At 70.6% G+C, this 16869-nt stretch carries 14 protein-coding genes and 2 tRNA genes; 11 read left to right on the top strand and 5 right to left on the bottom strand.

Annotated elements, in window-relative coordinates; translation table 11 throughout:
* Positions 1 to 271: 271 nt before the first annotated feature.
* Positions 272 to 850 (top strand): biotin transporter BioY, encoded by a 579-nt coding sequence (locus J2X68_RS02860; protein ID WP_310430784.1) that lies wholly within the window; start codon positions 272 to 274, stop codon positions 848 to 850.
* An 85-nt stretch (positions 851 to 935) separates the two neighbouring features.
* Here the strand turns inward: J2X68_RS02860 and J2X68_RS02855 are convergent, their stop codons facing one another.
* Positions 936 to 1658, bottom strand: coding sequence for an LPXTG cell wall anchor domain-containing protein (locus J2X68_RS02855; protein WP_310430783.1), 723 nt, complete (start codon positions 1656 to 1658; stop codon positions 936 to 938).
* Positions 1659 to 1932: 274 nt separating this feature from the next.
* On the opposite strand from J2X68_RS02855, the gene J2X68_RS02850 reads away from it, so the two are divergent.
* Positions 1933 to 4281 carry a serine/threonine-protein kinase gene (locus J2X68_RS02850; RefSeq protein ID WP_399039204.1) on the top strand — a complete coding sequence of 783 codons (2349 nt, stop codon included), beginning with the start codon at positions 1933 to 1935 and terminating at the stop codon, positions 4279 to 4281.
* 134 nt (positions 4282 to 4415) lie between these two features.
* Here J2X68_RS02850 and J2X68_RS02845 read toward each other — a convergent pair whose 3' ends face one another.
* Positions 4416 to 5933 carry an amino acid permease gene (locus J2X68_RS02845; RefSeq protein WP_310430782.1) on the bottom strand — a complete coding sequence of 506 codons (1518 nt, stop codon included), beginning with the start codon at positions 5931 to 5933 and terminating at the stop codon, positions 4416 to 4418.
* Between the two features lie 215 nt (positions 5934 to 6148).
* Between J2X68_RS02845 and J2X68_RS02840 the strand changes: the two genes are divergently transcribed.
* Both J2X68_RS02840 and J2X68_RS02835 read left to right on the top strand, forming a co-directional pair.
* A complete protein-coding gene (locus tag J2X68_RS02840; protein WP_310430781.1) occupies positions 6149 to 6634 on the top strand; it encodes a ribose-5-phosphate isomerase in 486 nt (161 codons plus the stop codon).
* A gap of 81 nt (positions 6635 to 6715) precedes the next feature.
* The gene (locus tag J2X68_RS02835) at positions 6716 to 7522 is read left to right on the top strand and encodes a DNA-formamidopyrimidine glycosylase family protein (protein ID WP_310430780.1); all 807 of its coding nucleotides are present in this window, start codon (positions 6716 to 6718) and stop codon (positions 7520 to 7522) included.
* A 13-nt stretch (positions 7523 to 7535) separates the two neighbouring features.
* Here the strand turns inward: J2X68_RS02835 and J2X68_RS02830 are convergent, their stop codons facing one another.
* Positions 7536 to 8771: a GNAT family N-acetyltransferase gene (locus J2X68_RS02830; RefSeq protein WP_310430779.1), complete on the bottom strand. Its 1236-nt coding sequence runs from the start codon at positions 8769 to 8771 to the stop codon at positions 7536 to 7538.
* Between the two features lie 235 nt (positions 8772 to 9006).
* On the opposite strand from J2X68_RS02830, the gene J2X68_RS02825 reads away from it, so the two are divergent.
* Together J2X68_RS02825 and J2X68_RS02820 are read left to right on the top strand one after the other, a co-directional pair.
* On the top strand, positions 9007 to 10191 hold the full coding sequence (locus J2X68_RS02825) for a PP2C family protein-serine/threonine phosphatase (protein WP_310430778.1): 1185 nt from the start codon (positions 9007 to 9009) through the stop codon (positions 10189 to 10191).
* An 89-nt stretch (positions 10192 to 10280) separates the two neighbouring features.
* The gene (locus J2X68_RS02820; protein ID WP_310430777.1) at positions 10281 to 10739 is read left to right on the top strand and encodes an HD domain-containing protein; all 459 of its coding nucleotides are present in this window, start codon (positions 10281 to 10283) and stop codon (positions 10737 to 10739) included.
* Here the strand turns inward: J2X68_RS02820 and J2X68_RS02815 are convergent.
* On the bottom strand, positions 10736 to 11944 hold the full coding sequence (locus J2X68_RS02815; protein ID WP_310430776.1) for an acyltransferase family protein: 1209 nt from the start codon (positions 11942 to 11944) through the stop codon (positions 10736 to 10738). The genes J2X68_RS02820 and J2X68_RS02815 overlap by 4 nt on opposite strands.
* A gap of 400 nt (positions 11945 to 12344) precedes the next feature.
* Here J2X68_RS02815 and J2X68_RS02810 point away from each other — a divergent pair, with 400 nt between their 5' ends.
* Complete coding sequence (locus J2X68_RS02810; RefSeq protein ID WP_030779494.1) at positions 12345 to 12539, top strand: hypothetical protein; 195 nt, start codon at positions 12345 to 12347, stop codon at positions 12537 to 12539.
* A gap of 97 nt (positions 12540 to 12636) precedes the next feature.
* Here J2X68_RS02810 and J2X68_RS02805 read toward each other — a convergent pair.
* Positions 12637 to 12707, bottom strand: a tRNA-Gly gene (locus tag J2X68_RS02805).
* A 165-nt stretch (positions 12708 to 12872) separates the two neighbouring features.
* Between J2X68_RS02805 and J2X68_RS02800 the strand changes: the two genes are divergently transcribed.
* The 4 genes from J2X68_RS02800 (at position 12873) to J2X68_RS02785 (ending at position 16825) form a co-directional block, all read left to right on the top strand.
* A tRNA-Pro gene (locus J2X68_RS02800) sits at positions 12873 to 12949 on the top strand.
* Between the two features lie 297 nt (positions 12950 to 13246).
* Positions 13247 to 14620 (top strand): trigger factor, encoded by a 1374-nt coding sequence (gene tig / locus J2X68_RS02795; RefSeq protein ID WP_310430775.1) that lies wholly within the window; start codon positions 13247 to 13249, stop codon positions 14618 to 14620.
* 510 nt (positions 14621 to 15130) lie between these two features.
* Positions 15131 to 15739: an ATP-dependent Clp protease proteolytic subunit gene (locus J2X68_RS02790; protein ID WP_057574659.1), complete on the top strand. Its 609-nt coding sequence runs from the start codon at positions 15131 to 15133 to the stop codon at positions 15737 to 15739.
* A gap of 405 nt (positions 15740 to 16144) precedes the next feature.
* A complete protein-coding gene (locus J2X68_RS02785) occupies positions 16145 to 16825 on the top strand; it encodes an ATP-dependent Clp protease proteolytic subunit (protein ID WP_310430774.1) in 681 nt (226 codons plus the stop codon).
* Positions 16826 to 16869: the final 44 nt, after the last annotated feature.

The following is a 16869-nucleotide window of genomic DNA, read 5'->3' as shown; positions in this document are numbered from 1 at the left end:
AAGGGGGCCGGCCCTGCCCAGATGGCGACCGACGGGCGAGACGGCCGCCGTTCGATTGGCGAAACCCTACAGAGACCGCCCGGTCGCCCGCGTATCCCGAACCACTCCACCTCCGTGACCAGGGTCACCTCGTACCGCGTGTAACCCCCACTCTTTGTCAGGAGCCCACCAACCTGCCGTTCGACCGTTTGTCGACCGCTGACGGTGATCGCCTCGCCCCCCCTGGGATAGCGTCGCCGTGTCCCGTCCGTCCCGATCTCGCGGAGTCCCCATGAGCACCGCCGCCGTCACCCCCGCTCGTCCCGGAAAGGTCCTCGCCGACCTTCTTCCCGCCTCCCGTGTCCGGGACATCGCGCTCGTGCTCGGCGGTGCCGCGCTCACCGGCCTCGCGGCCCAGATCGCGGTTCCCGTCCCCGGCTCCCCGGTCCCGGTGACCGGCCAGACCTTCGCCGCGCTGCTCGTCGGCACCACCCTCGGCGCCCGCCGCGGAGTGTCCTCCCTCGCCGTCTACGCGCTGGCCGGCCTCGCCGGTGTGCCGTGGTTCGCGGGCGGCGCCTCCGGCATCTCCGTCTCCTTCGGCTACATCCTCGGCATGATCCTCGCGACCGCCGCCGTGGGGGCCCTGGCCCGCCGGGGAGCCGACCGCTCCGTGCTGCGCACGGCGGGCACGATGCTGCTGGGCGAGGCGATCATCTACCTCGTCGGCGTCCCGTACCTGGCCTACGCGGCCGACATGTCCGCCTCCGCCGCGCTGGCGGCCGGCTTCACGCCGTTCCTGATCGGCGACGCCGTCAAGGCGGCTCTGGCGATGGGCCTGCTCCCGACGGCCTGGAAGCTCGTCAAGGAGTGACCGCGCTCGACCGCTGACGAAGGGGTCCGCCGGGTGTGTCGCGTGCTGCGACCCGACCCGGCGGACCCCTTTCGCGTGGGCCTGCTCAGCTCGCCCGCCGCTCCGGCCGCCGCTGGGACCACCACAGCCCGGCCGCGCCCGCCGCCAGCAGGGCACCGCCGGCCGCGCCGAGCGGCAACACGTCCCGTCCGACGCCGGTCTTGGGCAGCTCCTCGCCGCCGGGACCCACGGGCGTGTTGTCGGTGCCGAGCAGCAGCGGGGTGGCGGGCGCGTTCGGCGACGGGTTCGTCGTGCCGAAGGGCACCGGGCCCTGCTGCCAGAACGTCTTCTTCCCGTCGGCGGTCTGGACGGGCAGACAGATCTTCCCGGTCTTGCTCAGGTCGAAGGTCGCGTCGACGGCGTACGACTTCGACGCCCCCGCCGCGAGATTGTCGATGGGGCAGGAGAAACCGCTGTTCGATCCTTCCGGGAGATCCTTCTTCGCGATGGCGTCACAGCCCTGGACGCCCTTGACCGCGAGGCCGTCGAAACCGACGACCAAAAGCCTTATCCGTCCGCTGTCCTTGGTCCCCTCGTTCTTCACGGTGGCGGTGATCGCCGTTTTCCTGGAACTGTTGTCGACCGAGATCCGCTCCGGCAGTGTCGTCGTCGTCCTCACGCCCGCGGGCGCTTCGTCCACGGGCTTTCCCCCCTTGCTGCTTCCGGGACCCTGATCGTCCGCCCCGGCGGGGAAGGAAAGGATCAACACCGCCGAGAAAGATGCCACGACCAGCGATCCGGCGACGGTCGTCGCACGACGAGAACTCATGTTCGCCCCCCTTGGCTGCGCCTGAATTCGCAGTACTGGAAGAGGTACCACAAGATTTCTCCACACTATGCTGGTAAGGCAGTAAGTGTGACTATTGTGTTCCGGGGCCGGGCAATGGAGGGGGTGCGGCGGATTGCCGGGAAATGCGGGAAACCCAGAGAATCCGGGGAACGCAGAGAATCCGGGGAATGCAGGTAATTCGGGGAGTGGCGGTTTCTCCGGGTTGCTGGTGACGGGGCGCTACCGGCTGGTCGAGAGTATCGGCCAGGGGGGAATGGGGCGCGTGTGGCGAGCCACCGACGAGGTGCTCGACCGGCAGGTCGCGGTGAAGGAGATGCGCATCGACGGCCTCGACACGGAGGACACCCGCACCCGCCGCGAACGCACCCTGCGCGAGGCCAGGGCCACCGCCCGCATCGACCACCCCAACGTCGTGCGCGTCTACGACGTCGTCGACGAGGGCGAACGCCTCTGGATCGTCATGGAGTTGGTGTCCGGCCGCTCGCTGGAACGGATCATGGCCGAGGAAGGCCCACTGGGCCCGCGCGAGACCGCCCGGATCGGCCTGGGCCTGGTCACGGCACTGCGCCAGGTCCACGCGAGGGGGGTGCTGCACCGCGACATCAAGCCGGGCAACGTCCTGGTGGAAGACGCGGGGAGGACGGAGGGCGCGGGGAATGCGGGCGTCCGGGGGCGTGCGGGGGCCCGGGGGAGTACAGAGGACTGGGGGAGCGCGCGGGGCCGGGGACGCGTGGGCGACGGGGAGAGGGGAGTCCGGCGGATCGTCCTCACCGACTTCGGCATCGCCGCGATCCAGGACACGAAGGCGCTGACCATGGTCGGCATGCTGGTCGGCTCCCCCGACTACATGGCCCCCGAGCGCATCTCGGGCCACCCGCAGGGCCCGCCCTCCGATGTGTGGTCCCTGGGCGCGACGCTCTGTGCCGCCCTGGCCGGCCACTCCCCGTTCTCCCGGGACACCACCCTGGCGACCCTGCACGCGGTCCTCTACGAGGAGCCCCGACTTCCCCCCGACGCGGGCCCGTTGTACGACGTCCTCGCCGCCCTCCTGGCGAAGGAACCGTCAGCCCGCCCCACCCTCACCGACCTGGAATCCGCCCTGGAGGACATAGCCTTCCCGCCGCCCACGCCCACGCCCACGCCCACGCCCACGCTGATGGTGACCAGGGGAGAGGGGAGTACGAGGGCCGAGACGGCCGGCGCGACCGACGGAATCGGATCGACGGACGGGACAGACGGGACAGACGGGACGGGCGGGACCGGCGGAGCCGAGGAGCCGGCAGGGGAGGCGCCGGACGCTGACGAGGTCGGCGGTGTGGAGGGGATCGGGCGGACCGAGGGGTTCGGCCACGTCGAGGGCGTCGAGGGCGTCGAGGGCATCGAGGTTGTCGAGGGGGCCAGGGACGCGACAGGCGACCGGGGTTCCGGACCGCTCCCTGCCACGGGGGCGTCGCCGCTCCTGGAATCGCCGACCCGGGTACTCCTGAACCCCGTCGAGGCGCCCCATCCGCCCGGCCCTCCGGATCCCGCCGGCGCTGCGGCCGCTGCCTCGGCCGGCACTCCTGTCGCCGCGGATGCCGACGCCGCTGCCGCCGCGGATGCCGCCGCTGCCGACGTGCCTGCCGCCGCCTCCGCACACGTCTCGGCCGAGACCTCCGCCGCCCCCTCCACCGCGGCCTCCAGCGAAGCGGCCTCGGAGATGCGCTCGGAGTCGGGATCCGAGCCTCCGTCCCCCGTCCCGCCGGGAACCCCGGCCCCGCGCTCCGGAGTCTCGCTGGCCCGGTCCCGCGCGGTGACCGAGCGCACCCCGGCCCCGCCTCCGCACCGGTCGCAGACCCGTCGGGCGGGTCTGCCCCTCGGCGGTGAGCTGCCCGGTCCCGTCGTCCCGGCCACTTCCGCCGACGGCGGGCCCCGGTCACGCGGGGACGCCGGACGCCGTCCGGGGAGCGCGGGGCGCGCGGGCGGGCGGACGGGTCGGCGTACCGGCGTGGTCGCCGCCGTCGGTGTCGTCGTCGTGGCCACGGTGCTCGCGATCGTGCTCGCGTCGGCCTCCGGCTCGCACGACGGCGGCGACCAGGCGGGCGGCTCCTCGCCACGGCCGTCCCCGGTCACCGGCTCCGCCTCCGGCCCGAGCCCCTCGGTGTCGTCCACCGTCGAAGGGACGTTCAGGCCCCAGAGTCTGCCCCCGGGCGCGCACCAGGAGGCCGGAGGCTTCGCGTGGGCGACGCCCGCAGGCTGGCGCCGGGACGTGAAGACGGGAGCGGAGGTGCACTACACCTCACCGGACGGCAGCCAGGAGCTCGTCGCCAAGTCCTCCCTGGCCCGCGGCGACCTGATGGACACCTGGCGGACCTCGGAACGGAACGCCCACCAGGGGCGGGACTACAGCAAGATCCGCCTGGAGGAGACGACGTTCCGAGGGAGGCCCGCGGTCGTGTGGGAGTACACCTTCACGCTCCAGGGCACCGCGTGGCACGCCCGGCTGCTGGGCTTCGACGACAGCGGGAAGTCGTACCAGATCAACACCTGGTACCGGCCCGGGGTCGAGGCGGCGGCCCTGAAGACGTACGAGAAGGTCAAGGACAGCTTCACCGTGATGTGACGGCGAGGTGCGGGAGGAGACCCGGGACAGGGGCGGACCGGGAAAGGGGGAGCCCAGGAAGAGGAGGAGACCCGGAAAAGGGGGCCCGCCGGAGCGGACCCCCTTCAGCTGCCTTCGGCTGCCCGCGGGCGGAGCTACTCCACTTCGCGGCCGGGCGTGGCCGAGTCGGTGACGGTGGCCGTCGAAGCCTCGGCCGCACCGGCCTTGGCCCGGGCCCTGTTCTTGACGCCCTCCTTCAGGAAGGCGACGGCGACCACGAGGGCGGCGACGAGCAGCGACAGCAGCACGGTCGTCCGCCCGCTGCTCTCCCCCTCGGTGTCGGTCAGCATGTAGCCGAGCACGAAGACGATGAGCGCGGCCGTCGCCCAGGTCAGATACGGGTACAGCCACATCCTCACGACCAGCTTCTCCGGCGACTCGGCCTGGATGATCTTCCGCATCCGCAGCTGCGAGAAGCAGATCACCAGCCAGACGAACAGGGCCACGGCGCCGCTGGAGTTCACGAGGAAGAGGAACACGGAGTCCGGGAACTTGTAGTTGAAGAAGACGGCGACGAACCCGAACGTCACCGAGGCGACGATCGCCGCGAGCGGAACACCGCGACCGGTCGTCCGGGCGAAGGCCTTCGGCGCGTCACCCCGCTCGCCGAGCGAGAAGGCCATGCGGGAGGCCGTGTAGAGCCCGGAGTTGAGACAGGACAGCACCGACGTCAGCACGATGAAGTTCATGATCTGACCGGCGTGCGCGATCCCGAGGGAGTCGAGGGCGGCCACGTACGAGCCCTGCTCCTTGATGGACGCGTCGTCCCAGGGCAGGAGCGTGACGACGACGAAGATCGAGCCGAGGTAGAAGACGCCGATCCGCCAGATGATGCTGTTCGTGGACTTCGTCACGGCGCGCTGCGGGTTCTCGGACTCGCCGGCCGCGAGGGTGGCGATCTCACTGCCCATGAAGGAGAACACGACGAGCAGCACACCGGTGAGGATGGCGCCGGGGCCGTTGGGCAGGAAGCCGCCGTGGCCGGTGAGGTTGCCGAGGCCCGCCTTGTCGCTGTCGACGCCGGGCAGCACGCCGAAGACGGCGAGCCCGCCGACGATGATGAAGGCGCCGATCGCGACGACCTTGATGCCGGCGAACCAGAACTCGAACTCGCCGTAGGAGCCGACGGAGACGAGGTTGGTGGCGGTCAGCACCACCATCACGATGAGCGCCCACCCCCACTGCGGTACGCCGGGCATCCACCCTTCGAGGATCTTGGCCCCGGCGGTGGCCTCCACCGCGAGCACGACGACCCAGAAGAACCAGTACAGCCAGCCGATGGAGAAGCCGGCCCAGCGGCCGAGCGCCCGGTCGGCGTGGGCGGAGAACGAACCGGAGGTCGGATTGGCCGCGGACATCTCGCCGAGCATCCGCATCACCAGCACCACGAGCGTGCCGACGAGGGCGTAGGACAGCAGAATGCCCGGCCCCGCGGTGGCGATACCGGAACTGGAACCGACGAACAATCCGGCTCCGATGACGCCGCCGATGGCGATCATCGAGAGATGCCGGTTCTTGAGCCCTGCCTGAAGTCCGGATCCGGATCCGCTTCCGGGATCTCCGGAACCTCCGGGGCCGCGGTCGGCCTTGGTGAGGGTCGGCTGCGAAGTCATGAGGATGGTTTTCCTTTGCGCCGCGTGAGGGGAATCAGCTGCTTCGTGCGTGGGGGCGTACGAGCCGGTCCAGTGAATCCGAGGTGAATGAATTCGGGAACCTTTGATTCCAGATCGTTACTTGAGGTTCTCCTGAGCTTCTATGGGATTGCCCAGGGATTTCGGACGCGGCACCCGGCGCTGCTACCCCGCAACACCCATGTCACACTCATCCCATGCGCGTGTATCTCGGCTCGGACCATGCCGGCTTCGAACTCAAGAACCACCTCGTCGAATGGCTCAAGGCGGCGGGTCACGACCCGGTCGACTGCGGACCCCACATCTACGACGCCCAGGACGACTACCCGCCCTTCTGCCTCCGCGCCGCGGAGCGGACCGCCGCGGACCCCGGGTCCCTCGGCGTCGTGATCGGCGGCTCCGGCAACGGCGAGCAGATCGCGGCGAACAAGGTGAAGGGCGTCCGTGCCGCCCTGGCCTGGAGCGAGGAGACCGCGTCCCTCGGCCGCCAGCACAACAACGCCAACGTCGTCGCCGTCGGCTCCCGCATGCACACCCAGGACGAGGCGACGAAGTTCGTCGAGACCTTCCTCGCCACCCCGTTCTCCGAGGACGAGCGTCACATCCGCCGCATCGACATGCTCACGGCGTACGAGACCACGGGCGACCTCCCGGCGATCCCGGCACACCACCCGCAGCAGTAGCCGGCGGGCGGAGCCCCCGTGGGGTGTGGCCTCTCACCCGGCCGGGTCGGGTGAGAGGGCGGGAAAGAGAAGGAGACACCGGTGCCGGAAGGGCACACGATCCACCGACTGGCGCAGGACTACGCCCGGTTCGCCGGCGGTCCCGTCCGAGTGACCAGCCCCCAGGGCAAGTTCACCGACGCCGCCGACCTCCTCACCGGCACCTGCCTCACCCGCACCGAGGCCCACGGCAAACACCTCTTCCTCGGCTTCACCGGCGACCGGTGGATCCACATCCACCTGGGCCTGTTCGGCAAGGTCGGCTTCGGCCCGGCCCCGGCGCCCCCGGCCACGGACACCGTCCGTCTCCGCCTCGCCGACGCCACCTCCTACGTGGACCTGCGCGGTCCCACCACCTGCGCCCTGATCACGGGCGAGGAGAAGCGGGCGATACACGCCCGGCTCGGCGCCGATCCGCTCCGCGCGGACGCCGATCCCCGGGCCGCGTACGCCCGCGTCTCCCGCAGCCGTACGACGATCGCCGCCCTGCTCATGGACCAGAAGATCATCGCCGGTGTCGGCAACGTCTACCGGGCCGAGGTCCTCTTCCGGCACGGCATCGACCCGTACCGCGCGGGCAGGGACATCACCCCGGCCGAGTGGGACGCGATCTGGGCCGACCTGGTCGCCCTGATGCGCGAGGGCGTCCGCAACAACCGCATCGACACCGTCCGCCCGCAGCACACTCCCGAGGCGATGGGCCGCCCGCCGCGCGTCGACGACCACGGCGGCGAGGTGTACGTCTACCGCCGTACCCACCAGCCCTGCCACCTCTGCGGCGACGCCGTCCGCACCGCCGACCTCGCCGCCCGCAACCTGTTCTGGTGCCCGACCTGCCAGAAGAACTGACCGCGCGGACCCGTCAGAACCCGTGCGGCAGCCAAGGGGCGGTGGCCGCCCCGAATCCCACCGCGGCCTCCGTCAGCGCCCCCTGCCGCAGCTCGCGCACCCGTCCGGCCCCGGCCAGCGAGGCCAGGCTTACGCCTCCGAGATACGCCGCTCCCAACTCCCTTACGGACAGGGCGAGATCGGCGGCGTCGGAGGTACGCGCGCACACCGCGCCCTTGGCGTCCCCCGACAGCCGCCAACGCCCCGAGTTCCAGGGGCAGAAGGCGTCCTCGACCTCCAGCACCACGTCCACCGGCGCCTGGTAGGTCCGCGCCTCGAGCGCCGCGCCCACGTCCACCGGGCGCACGTACAACGAGTCCCGCACCCGCAGCTCGCACCGCCGGATGTCGGAGACGAGGTGCTGCCACGCCTCGTCCGTCGGCCGCCCCCGCACCTTCAGCGAGGTCGTCAGGTCGATCCCGAACAGGAACCGCCACAGCGCCGCCTCCGACACCGGATCGACCCCCGCCAGATCCTGGAGCAGCACCTGCCCGTTGTGCCCGCTGTCCCGCCACTCGGGCCGGACCCGGAAGCGGACGTACCCGGTGACCTCCCCGTCCCGCTCGGCGAGCACGCACTGCAGCGGCGACGCCCCGCCCCGCTCGCTCGCCGGGTCGAGCAGCCCCAGCCGCTCCCAACCCGGCCGGCGCGCCAGCATCCCGGCCCGGGCGGGCACGGTCCGCTCGTACACCGCCTCGCACACCTCGAGCTGCGCGCCGGCGTCGGCGTACCGCAGCCGTACGTCGTCCGTGCCGTCCGGGACGGACAGCCGTACCCGGGTGGTGTCGATCTCGGCGTGCAGCCCGAAGGTCGCCGCGGCGTACCCGAATCGTCCGTAGATGGCCGGTTCGGAGGCGGTGAGGATCGCCAGCGGCTCGCCCCACGCCCGCACATCGTCCAGCTGCCGCCGCATCATCGACGTCAGCACACCGCGCCGCCGGTGGGTCGCGCTCACGCCGACCATCGTCACGCCCGCCGCCGGAACCGAGGCCCCGCCCGGCACGGTCAGCCGGAAGTCGTACGCCCCCGCCGTGGCCACGCACCGGCCGTCGTCCCACACGCCCAGGGAGCGTTCGTACGTGGTGAGCGCCCTGAAAAGCTCCCGTTCCTCGGTCGACTCCCCGATTCCGCCGAAGGCACGGAGCAGGGTGTCGTACCACTCGTCCCATTCGTCCTGGCGGAGCACTCGTGGTTCCTGCGACTCCCGCATCTCCCGCACCTTCCGCTTTTCCCGGCGCCCGGCCGCGGAAGAGGTCGCACGGCCCGTCGCCTCTCTCGTCATGCACTCATCCCTAGCAGTCCGATGCGGGACGAGCCAGCCAATTTCTCCCTCCTCGGGGCGCGAGCGCTTTCCGTGAAGTTCACTGTGAAGTTGAGCCTCTGAGGGGGGACAAGTGGGACCTCCCGTGCCAAGCGGCGGGTTCGATGGATAGGGTCCCGAACTAATGGCAGCAGGACGACAGCGGCGCGCGGAAGCCGAGACGTTGACGGCCCGGTTGAAGCACTTGATGCACCGGGTCCGCACCGGCGTGCGCAGAAGCGCCGTGGACTACTTCCGGGGCGACGGTTCGGACTGGATCGCACTGGCTTTCCTGCTGCTCACCGTCCCGCTGATCGCCGTCACCACACTCGCCAACTCGGTGTGGTGCTCACCGGCCGCCCTCGTCCTGCCGATCGTCGCCGGCGGCCTGCTGCTGCGCCCGTCGAGCCTGCTCGGCCTGTACGCGGCGGCGGCCACCGCCCTCATCGTGGAGTCGGTGCAACTGGGCCCGTACACGGAGGGCCCGTCCAGAGTCACCCCGGGCGTGGTCCTGGTCGTCGCAGCATGCGGTTTCTTCGGACTGCTCATCGCCCAGTTCCGCAGCCGGGTCGGCGTGCCCTGGCGGCGCGGTGGCACCATGCTCTTCGACCTGCGCGAACGCATCCGGGTGCAGAGCAAGCTGCCCAGCCTGCCGCACGGCTGGCACCGCGAGATGGCGCTGCGCCCCGCGGGGGGCCAGTCGTTCTCCGGCGACTTCGTCGTCGCGGCCCGGACGAACGGCGGCCGCACCATGGAGGTCGTCCTCACGGACGTCTCCGGCAAGGGCATGGACGCCGGTTCGCGAGCGCTGCTCCTGTCGGGCGCGTTCGGCGGCCTGCTCGGCTCGCTGCCGCCGCACGCCTTCCTCCCGGCCGCCAACGGCTATCTGCTCCGCCAGGACTGGGACGAGGGCTTCGCGACCTCGATCCACCTGGTGCTCGACCTCGACTCCGGCGACTACGAGCTCTACTCGGCCGGCCATCCGCCGGGCCTCCAGCTCAGCGCGGGCAGCGGCCGCTGGGAGGAGAAGGCCGCCGAAGGCCCCCTCCTCGGGGTGTACGACGGCGCCCAGTTCGACCCGGTGAAAGGCTCGCTGCGCCCCGGCGACGTGCTGATGCTCTTCACCGACGGCCTGGTGGAGACCTCCGACCGGGACATCGTCGAGGGCATCGACCGGCTCACCGGCGAAGCCGACCGGTACGTGGCCGGCGGCTTCCAGGGCGCCGCCTGGCACCTGATCGAGGCGGTGGCGAAGGACGTCAACGACGACCGCGCCCTGCTGCTGGTCTGCCGCGAGGGCCCCACGTCCCAGACGGCTCCCCTGGCCTGAGCCCTCGCCACGGCGCTGCCGCACAGCTCTCCCGAACCGTCCCGAGCCACGCCGGGGCGCCCGGCACTCCCGAGGGGGGACCACCCACGATGCTCACCCTGTCCGAGGTCGAGAGCCTCGCCCGCGCCGCCCACCAGGGGCAGACCGACAAGGCGGGACGGCCCTACGCCGAGCACCTCCAGGCGGTCGCCGAGGGCGTACGCGCGCGGGGCGGCGACGACGAGCAGATCGCGGCCGCCTGGCTGCACGACGCCGTCGAGGACGACGCCCTGTCCGCGACCTGGCTGGACGGGGCGGCGCTGAGCGACCGTACGAAGGCCGTGGTCCTGGCGGTGACCAAACGGGCGGGGGAGACGCCGGAGGCCTACGCGGGGCGCATCCTGGCCACGCCCGGCGCGCTGCTGGTGAAGGAGGCGGACCTGGCGCACAACGCGGACCCGGCGCGGCTCGCGGTCCTGGACGCGCCCACCCGGACGCGACTGACCGAGAAGTACGCGCGGATGCGCGCACTCCTCGGCCTCACCGAACGGCCGGACGAGGGCGTCTAGCCCGCGGCGTCCGCCCGCCGCTCCCGCACGTCGGACTGCGGTCCCCGCGCGGCCTGCCGGCCCTTCTCGTGCTTCTCCCGCTCGCGGGCCAGCTCGGCGGCGTCCCGCTTGAAGGCCCAGTCCATCCTCGGCTCCACGACGAACCGCAGCGCCCTCCGGACGGGTCCGGTGCACAGCAGGGTGACGGCCGCGGCCGCGGCGACGGTGGCGGCGATCTCCCCGAGCGGGCGGTGCAGCGCCGGGTGGTCGAACCAGCCGCGGTAGTCGGCGGTCTTGAGCAGCAGGCCGTGTGTCAGATAGCCGTAGAGCGTGCCCGCGCCGAGCGCCGTGAACCACATCGTGCGCCCCGGCACCCAGGACAGGAAGCAGGCGGTCAGCAGCAGGGAGCAGCCGAACAGGGCGAGTTGCATGACGGGGCCGACCCACCACGGGACGCCCAGCTCCTGCGCGGAGTTGCGGTGGTAGAGCCAACCGCTGTTCATCCGTGGCACCGCCCACCAGGCGAAGGCCAGCGCGAAGGCGAACACCGGCACCGCCGCGATCCGGACCGAGCGCCGGCGCACCAGCGCGAAGTGCTCCTGCTTCAGGTTCAGCCCCAGCACGAAGAACGGCAGGAACTGCAGGACGCGCGGGAGGTCCAGATCACCACCGATGCCGGGGGTGGCGGACGCCAGCATGGCGATGCCCAGCGCGACCGGCACCGGATGACGGACCAGCTTCCAGACGGGGGTGGTCAGCCGCCAGATGAACAGGGCGCACAGGAACCAGGTCAGGTAGTAGGGGTCGAGCAGGCTGATGTCCTGGGGAGCGCCGTCGACGTAGGTCTTGAGGAGCGGGTAGGCGGTCTCGAAGACGACGTACGGCACGACGATGCCCGTCACCAGCCGCTTGATCTTGCCGGGGCTCGCGTCGAAACTGCGGGAGAAGAAGCCGGAGATGAGGATGAACGCCGGCATGTGGAACGTGTAGACCACCACGTAGGCCGCCGTGAGCACCCGGCTGTCGCCCTTCAGCGGCTCCCAGGCGTGCCCCATGGCCACCAGCACGATCGCCAGGTACTTCGCGTTGTCGAAGAACGCGTCACGCTTCGCGGCGGGCCGCGGGGACGGCCGGCCGTCGGATCTGTCCCTGGACGGGTCGTGCTGATCGTTCTGGTTCTGGGCCGAGCGGGGACTCGGAACGAGAGACGAGGCGGCGGGGAACATTTGAGGCACCCTACGTCGCGCGCGCGTATTCGTAAAACGCCCCAGGTCATTCCTTGTTATTGCCCTGGGGATTGCCCACCGCATTGGCCCGTGGGGTGATGGCCGCCGTTCACATACGACCTCGATGTCACGATTCATCCCGACTAAAAGGTGCATAACGCCGGTTGTGTATCCGTGGTTGACGTGGTCGTGGCCATAATTCGAATTCCCTGCGCGGGCGTTGTGTGGACTCGGCAACGAACTGTCCCAATTCCCGTACGGGCACCCGCTCGAATTGCTGTGCGGCCACCTCCCGGGCGGACCGGTCCGGGCGATGATGTGTCACGGGCCGCATAGGGAGGCCCTGTTGGTGGCACGATGGTGTCGGGAGTGCGGACCGACCAAGGGTGTGTGATCAGTTGTGGCCATCTCACTGTCAGTGGTGCTGCTGTTGGCGATCATCCTGGTGGTGCTCATCCGGGGAGGGTCGATCAAGGCGGGGCCGGCGATAGTCGCGATCCTGTTCGGCTTCTTCCTCGCCTCGACCGGCATGGCCCCGTCGATCAACCGCTTCCTCGACTCCCTCGCGGACACCATCAACTCGATCAGCTTCTGAGGCCCGCCCCCGCGTGTCCGGGCGCCGGCCCGAACACCCCGAACACGACGAGGGCCGGGTCGGAGAAGTGATCTCCGACCCGGCCCGGGCCGTACAGAGCGGGCGACGGGAATCGAACCCGCGTAGCTAGTTTGGAAGACTAGTGCTCTACCATTGAGCTACGCCCGCACGCAAGGCGCCGCAGGTCAGCGACCGCGGCACTTCAGGCATCGTAGCGGGTCGACGCCCTGCCGCGCACACCCCGTTTCCCGGGTCCGTCGCGGCGCGCCCCGAGGGTCGGCAAAAGCGGCGGTCAGGCGGCCTGCGGGCATGTACCCTACGTGACGCACCAGACGGGGTGTGGCGCAGCTTGGTAGCGCGTCCGCTTTGGGAGCGGAAGGCCGTGGGTTCAAATCCCGCCACCCCGACCAATGATCGACCGACGACCGGCCGTGTGCCGCCGTGCGGGCCACCGAACCGGCCGGTACGGCCGTCACCGGCCACCGACCCGGCCATCGGTGACCACCGAACGGCCATCACCGGCCGTCACCGGCCATCTGCGCGGTCACCTCGCTTGATCGCCTTTGGGGCGTGTCGTCGCTGCCGTTACTATGCAAGCTGCACGCCCGTATGCCTCATCCTCTGGTTGGTCCTCCGGGCGGCGAATCCGCGGGAGCCGGTCTGGCTCCTGCAGAAACCAAGAAGTCAGCCCCCAAGGAGACCGAACCGTGAAGAGCGCCGTGGAGACCCTGAACCCGACTCGGGTTCGGCTCAGCATCGAGGTGCCCTTCGAGGAGCTCAAGGACAGCCTCGACGCGGCGTACAAGAAGATCAACCAGCAGGTCACGGTGAAGGGCTTCCGCAAGGGCAAGATCCCCGCCCGGGTGATCGACCAGCGCTTCGGCCGTGGCGCCGTGCTGGAGGAGGCCGTCAACGACGCGCTGCCGAAGTTCTACACGGAGGCGGTCAACGAGGCCGAGATCGACGTCCTCGGCCAGCCCGAGGTCGACATCACGGAGCTGAAGGACGGCGAGACGCTGAACTTCACCGCCGAGGTCGACATCCGTCCCTCCCTCGAGCTCCCCGAGGACTTCTCCTCCATCGAGGTCGAGGTCGACGCCGTGGAGGTGTCCGAGGAGGACATCGACAAGGCGGTCGAGCAGCTCCGTGAGCGCTTCGCCTCGACCTCCCCGGTCGAGCGCGCCGCCGAGGACGGCGACGTCGTGACCGTCGACCTGGAGGCCAAGGTCGACGGCGAGGTCCTCGAGGACGGCGTCGCCAGCGGCGTCTCCTACACCATCGGCTCGGGTGAGCTGCTGGAAGGCATCGACGACGCCGTGAAGGGCCTGGAGGCCGGTGGCGAGGCCACCTTCACCTCCGAGCTCAAGGGCGGCTCGGCGGCCGGCAAGGAGGCCGAGGTCACCGTCAAGGTCACCCAGGTCGCCGCCCGCGAGCTCCCCGAGCTGGACGACGAGTTCGCGCAGCTCGCCTCCGAGTTCGACACCCTCGAGGAGCTCAAGGCGGACAGCCGCAAGCGCCTCGAGAACACCAAGCAGTACGACCAGGCCACGCAGGCCCAGGAGCGCGTCCTGGAGAAGCTGCTGGAGCTCGTCGAGGTGCCCGTCCCCGAGAAGCTGCTCGAGGACGAGGTCAACACCCGCAAGCACAACCTGGAGCACCACCAGCTCGGCCAGATGGGCCTCGACCTCGACAAGTACCTGGAGATCCAGGGCAAGACCGCCGAGGAGTTCGACACCGAGACCCGTGAGGCCGCGGTCAAGGGCATCAAGACCCAGTTCGTGCTCGACGAGCTCGTCAAGCGCGAGAAGCTGAACGTCAACCAGGAGGAGCTCACCGAGCACCTCATGCGCCGTGCCGCCTCCTCCGGCATGTCCCCCGACCAGTTCGCCCAGGCGGTCGTCGAGGGCGGCCAGGTTCCGCTCCTGGTCGGCGAGGTCGCCCGCGGCAAGGCTCTGGCCACGGTCGTCGAGTCCGCCACGGTGAAGGACACCAACGGCGAGGTCATCGACCTGGACGACGAGGAAGAGGCCAAGGAAGGCGCCGCCGAGGCGGCCGCCTCCGAGGAGAACACCGAGGCCTGAGCTGCCTCGCGTCACCTCTGACGCAGACATGAGGGGCCCCGGGGCGGTATGCGCTCCGGGGCCCCTTCTGTCGTGAGCCGTGGAAGCAGCGGGAGCGGCGGTGGCCGCAGGCTTCGCAGGATTCACGGAAGCCGCATGATGCGCGGGATTCGCGGGAGCCGCAGGGCCGCCGCCCGGGGGGAGGGGCCGGTGTGCGGACCGGGACGCGGGCGGGTTGCGGGCCGCCCGCTCCGCGCGGCGGCCCGGGGCGCGCGGGCGCGGTCGTCGCGGTGCGGAGGGGACGATCCCGTCACAGGGCGGGAGCGCCCGCGGACGGTCCGCTGCCGCCCGCGGACGGGACCCCCGCGTCTACGCCCCCGGCGAACACTCTCCTCTCCGGGATTCCCCGAAGGGACCCGCGCGTTAGGGTCCATGAGTACGAGGGCAGGGGAGTCTCCGTTGCCCCCGGCAGTACACGTGAGACGGCCCGGCGCCGTCGTAAGACGAGCAGGTGGATACGTGACGAATCTGATGCCCTCCGCCGCCGGCGAGCCTTCCATCGGTGGTGGCCTCGGCGACCAGGTCTACAACCGGCTGCTCGGCGAGCGGATCATCTTCCTCGGCCAGCCGGTCGACGACGACATTGCCAACAAGATCACCGCACAGCTGCTGCTCCTTGCCGCCGATCCGGACAAGGACATCTACCTCTACATCAACAGCCCCGGCGGTTCGATCACGGCCGGCATGGCGATCTACGACACGATGCAGTTCATCAAGAACGACGTGGTGACCATCGCCATGGGTCTCGCGGCCTCCATGGGCCAGTTCCTGCTCAGCGCGGGCACACCCGGCAAGCGCTTCGCGCTGCCGAACGCCGAGATCCTGATCCACCAGCCCTCCGCGGGTCTGGCGGGTTCGGCCTCCGACATCAAGATCCACGCCGAGCGGCTGCTGCACACCAAGAAGCGCATGGCCGAGCTGACCTCCCAGCACACCGGTCAGACGGTCGAGCAGGTCACCCGCGACTCGGACCGCGACCGCTGGTTCGACGCCTTCGAGGCCAAGGAGTACGGCCTCATCGACGACGTCATCCCGACCGCGGCCGGCATGCCGGGCGGCGGCGGTACCGGGGCGGCCTAGGACCACTGACGGCACCAGGGCCGCGCAGGGCGCTCCGCGGAGCCCCTGCCCCCTGGGCCCCTGAGCCCCTCCGGAGTCCTCGGGAGTCCCCGGACCTCCGCGGAGTCCCGAAAGCCCTCGAAGGCCCGAGGAGTTCCGAAGGCCCCGGGAGCACCTGAGGCCCCGGAGTCCCGGAGTCTCTCGGAGCGTCCGGGACGTTCGAGGGGCTCGTCGGACTCCCGGACCTCCGGGGAAGCCGCCTCGGCGGCCCCCGAAGCTCCAGGAGTTCCGAGGAGGCCCCTGGGGAGCCCTCCGAGCCCCTCGGGATCCCGCGAGGCCTCCCGGGTCACAGCGGGCCCCGGAAGCCGTCAGTGCCCCACCCAGCCCCTTCAGCTCACCGCCTCAGTCCTCTTTCCAGGAGACACCGTGAACGACTTCCCCGGCAGCGGCATCTACGCCCGCACCGAGGCCGAATACACCGGCCCTCGTGCCGAATCCCGCTACGTCATCCCGCGCTTCGTCGAGCGCACCTCGCAGGGCGTCCGTGAGTACGACCCGTACGCGAAGCTCTTCGAGGAGCGCGTGATCTTCCTCGGCGTGCAGATCGACGACGCCTCCGCCAACGACGTCATGGCGCAGCTGCTGTGCCTGGAGTCGATGGACCCGGACCGCGACATCTCGGTCTACATCAACAGCCCGGGCGGCTCCTTCACGGCGCTGACCGCGATCTACGACACGATGCAGTTCGTGAAGCCCGACATCCAGACGGTCTGCATGGGTCAGGCGGCCTCCGCCGCGGCGATCCTGCTGGCCGCCGGTACGCCGGGCAAGCGCATGGCGCTGCCGAACGCGCGCGTGCTGATCCACCAGCCGTACAGCGAGACGGGCCGCGGTCAGGTCTCCGACCTGGAGATCGCCGCCAACGAGATCCTCCGGATGCGCGGGCAGCTCGAGGACATGCTGGCCAAGCACTCGACCACGCCGATCGAGAAGATCCGCGAGGACATCGAGCGCGACAAGATCCTCACGGCCGAGGACGCGCTGGCGTACGGACTGATCGACCAGATCATCTCCACTCGCAAGCTGAACAACAACTCGCTCGTTTGACGCACGGGGTCGTCCCGTTCGGGCCCCCCTCGGGGCGGTGTGAC

It is taken from the genome of Streptomyces sp. 3330 (assembly GCF_031456635.1).
Classification (GTDB): Bacteria; Actinomycetota; Actinomycetes; order Streptomycetales; family Streptomycetaceae; genus Streptomyces.
Note: the sequence above shows the minus strand (reverse complement) of the source record. Positions and strands in the feature narration are given on the sequence as shown.